The following is a 4,050-nucleotide window of genomic DNA, read 5'->3' as shown; positions in this document are numbered from 1 at the left end:
AATGTAGCGAGCAAGATGCTCAATGTAGCGAGCAAGATGCTCGCACTACGGCAAGCTTATAAAACTCCCTACAGCAAACCCTATTTACTTTTCCGTTTCTCGCCACAGGAATCGCTCTAAGGGAACTAACCGCATGAGTTCTCGCCCTAAACGTTGATACAGGGGAATCCGTTCTGAATAGATTTTGGCATATCCTGTCGCTCCCGGATAGAGTTTACCATCACTATTATCCACAACAATTTCCACTTGGGCGATGGGTTGGGGTTGGGAGGGTTCATGCTGAATTTGAGGCAGAATTCGTTGCACGGTGGCGGTATATGGTCTTAGTTTAGCTTGGCGGGGACGGAAGGTAACGGGTTTGTGGTTTTCCACATATTCTAAGTCTTCTTCCTTGATGTCTACCGTGGCGGTGAGGCTGCTGAGTTCAGCGATTTCTAGGAGGAAGTCTTCGGTGGGTTTGAGTTCTTGATTTTGCCGCAAGTCTAAATGATTGGTGAGGATAACCCCGGCGATGGGAGAACGTAGGGTAAGATTTTGTTTATAGGTTTTCAGTTCAGATAGACGGTTTTTTAGCGTCGCGATCGCTTGTTGTTGAGTTATCATTTGGGATTCCGCCTGGGCAATCATTTCCGAGGCGTCAATGGCGGCAAATTGAGACGCGGTTTCGGTTTGTAAGTCACGGGCGGTATCGGTTTGGTTTTGTTTGGCGGCGGCGATTTCTTGGGTTTTGGCGACTAAGTTGCTTTCAATGTTGTGGAGTTCACTTTCGACTTCATCGCGGCGGTTGCGGGAAATTGCGCCTTGTTCGTAGAGTTGGTGATAACGTTGTAATTTTTCCTGGAGTTCGGGGATGCGTTCTTGCAGGCGTTGGCGTTGGGTGTTTAAGACTTGAATTTCGGGGGTGAGTTGTCCTTGAGTGAGGGCTTTTGCGCGTAAGCTTTCTCGACGAGTTTTTGCCATCATCGCTTCGGCTACGGCTTGGACTTCTACCAGTTGGGCTTCGGCGCGGATGCGTTGTTTCTGGGCGGTGTCTAAGACTTGATGGGCTTGGACGAGTTGTTGTTCGATGGTGGCGATTTCTCGGTCTAGTTCTAAACTGGATAATTGTGCCAGAATTTGTCCCGGTTGGACGGTTTCTCCGGGTTGGACGTAAATGTCTGTAATTACTCCGGCTATGGGTGTGCGAACAATGGTTCTGGCGCCTTCACGGGTTTCGAGTTCGACTGAACCCCCGACTTCAAAGGAGGTGGGGATAAGGCTGATTACGCCTAAGCTGGTGGCGATGGTTAACAGGATGGCGATGCGCTTTAGAGGAAGGGTTGATTTGGTGGTTTTTTGAGTAGATGGTTCTGCTGGAGTCGGTTGGGTTTTAGGGGGTACGACTTGCAGAGACGGTTTTTGGGGGGAGGGTTGGGAATAGGAACTATTCATTGTATTTAATTGAGTGTTTGAATGGGCTTTTTTAGCGGGAGAATTCTGTCGCCCTCCTGGGTTTTCCGCTTTAGTTTGAGGGAAGTAATAGTAAATTGCCCAAATCCCCAGTAAGGTAATTGTCCAGAAGGGGATGTTAGTTAATGTCCAATTTGTGATTAGGGTGAAGATGCTACCGAAGACGAAGAGGATATAGAGGAGGCTGAAGGGGGCGTAAGTGGCGAGGATTAGGCGATTATGGCGGGGTTCGCGGCTGGGGCGTCGGCGTAGTAGGTTGCTATAAAATTGGAAGGAACGGCTGCGGAGGTTGTTGATTCCGGTGAGGGCGACGGCGAGATAGTAGCCGTCAAATTTTGCCAGGGGATTCAGGTTGAGGGCGATGGTAAAGAGTGCTGAAACCATCAAGAGATAACTGGCGGTGGCTAACCAATTGGCTGAGGATTGCCATAACCAAAAGGCGGTGGCGGCGATAATTAATTGACAAATAATACCTGCGCCGACGACTAGGATTCGTTTAAATCGCGATAGGCAATAGGAATCTGTGGTATTGGTATAAGCGGCTGGCATTAAAAACATGAATAGTAGCCCGAATTCGGGGACAATGCCGTTGTAATGTTTCAGGGTAAAGGCATGTCCGAGTTCGTGTAGGGTGACGACTAACATGGCGAGTAGGGCAAAGGGTAGCAGTAGAGAAATGCCCTGATTTGCCACTAATTGTTGTCCGGTGAGGAGAATTTCGGGACGTTGGGATAAACCAATGAAGAGTGAAAAGGCTAAAAAAAAGCACAGGATGAGACAGGTTGAACGAGTCCAAATCCAGTGCAGTTTATTGATATGTCGAGTTAACCAAGCGTCGGGATTAAATAGGGGAACTTTGAAAAAGAGGAGTTGTAGCGGGGTGAATTTACGTTTGGGGGGTTTGGCGGGTTTGGTTCCGACTAACATCCCCGTGGCGGTGAGAAGTTGTAGGAGATAGCGGAGTTGATTGAGGGTTAGGTTATTGTATTTGGCGATATCGGCGGGGGGATGTTTTCCCAGTTGGTCGATGGCGGCTTTACTCTGAGAATCAACTTGGAGAAACGTGACATCTTCGGGATTGCGTAGTATCCAATAACCGTCAGAATGGGGAATCCATTGAACGCAGGATTTGAGTTTAAGTTTTGGGGAATTGGGGGGGTGATAATTTGGCTGGTGTGCTGTGCTGTCGGTGTCTACTATCCGATTATCTATCGGTGGCTGAGAATGGGTTAAATTGGGAATTTCTCTGTCATGGTTTATTTTTTGCCTTCTGTCTGTTTCAACGGGTGGGTTGGGTGTAATGGATTCATCTGATGTGAGAATGCCAATTGTAATCAGTTTTTGCAATAAATCCCAGATAAAATTCGGGGAAATGGCTGAACCATATTTTTTCTGGCATTGTTGTTGAAGTTGAGTAACGGTGAAATTTCCGGTGAAATGACTGAGGGCGTAAACCTCTGCTGGAGATAAGGGAAAATAACGATTATCGTGGCGCGATCGCAGAGTATACTGTTGGGATGACGCCTGTTGGCTGAGTTGCCAGTAGGGACTGATGTCTGGACATGTCCAGTCTGGTTGTTCCTTGGCTGTGAGTTCGTTTCCAACCTGCATGATGTTTGTAGTAGATGCCTATTTGCAGGGTAAACCGAAATGTTAAGGGAAATCAACCATTTTTAATAACTTTATTAAATCTTTAAACAGAGAGTTCAGTGGCTCTACGACAAATAGCTGACATGGGGAGTTTGCAGTTTCCGTAATTTTACGGAGGACAGGCTGGCGTGGCAAGTGGTAATTTCGGCATTCAAATTTTAATGTCAATTAGGGTGAAATCCTGGTAGTGCGTTTAGCGAAGCCATGCCACAGGCTTTGCATCTTGCTCGCTACTAATACCCGATTAATGCATGACAGCTTAGTTAAGGTAGTGAACTGACACAGCTAAAATGGTGGATTAGATTTGCTTCGTAGTGAGGGCTTTAGCCCTCTCTAGCTAGGCGGAGAGGGCTAAAGCCCTGACTACAAACAAAGTCCTATTTTAGTTGGGTCATGGCAGTAGTTAAATCGGGCGCACGTCGGTGCGCCCCTACAGTTCTAATCCACCAATTAAGGTGTGCCACGCCAGTAGGTTAAGTTAAAAACTGTAACATTTATCACCTATTGCTGATCGTCAGGAAAAAGTTCCCTGCTTTATGAAAACTTAATAAAAAACTCAAGGCAAAATTTATTATTTTGGTATAGGATAGTGAACAAGCTAGAGTTTTATTCAGGTGATTTTCCCTTCAACTTAATAGGTTTTCTGTCCAAGTTTGCTGCTGGCAATTGCTGCTCTATTCAGTAACCCGATTTGCTGGACAACTGGTTTCCATTGACTGGCAGCAGCGTTTGGGTTTCAGCGTGCTTACAGCAGTTTGCTCTGCTATGCGGTACATTGTCGATCCCCCTAAATCCCCCGTGCAAAAAAAGCGAAGCATCCTCTGGCTTCCCCATGCAAAAAAAGCGAAGCATCCTTTGGTCTCCCCCGTGCAACAAACGCGAAGCATCCTCTGGCTTCCCCCTTTTGAAGGCAGGGCTAATTCATTGTGATGAGAGAAAATTAGGACGACC

At 46.9% G+C, this 4,050-nt stretch carries 1 protein-coding gene; it reads right to left on the bottom strand.

From position 1 onward, the window contains the following. Nucleotides 1-84: 84 nt before the first annotated feature. Nucleotides 85-3,060, bottom strand: coding sequence for an efflux RND transporter periplasmic adaptor subunit (locus ACLFWI_RS27840; RefSeq protein ID WP_446415630.1), 2,976 nt, complete (start codon nucleotides 3,058-3,060; stop codon nucleotides 85-87). Nucleotides 3,061-4,050: the final 990 nt, after the last annotated feature.

This window comes from Coleofasciculus sp., from assembly GCF_046539235.1.
GTDB lineage: Bacteria > Cyanobacteriota > Cyanobacteriia > Cyanobacteriales > Coleofasciculaceae > Coleofasciculus.
This window is presented reverse-complemented; position numbering and strand designations above follow the sequence as displayed.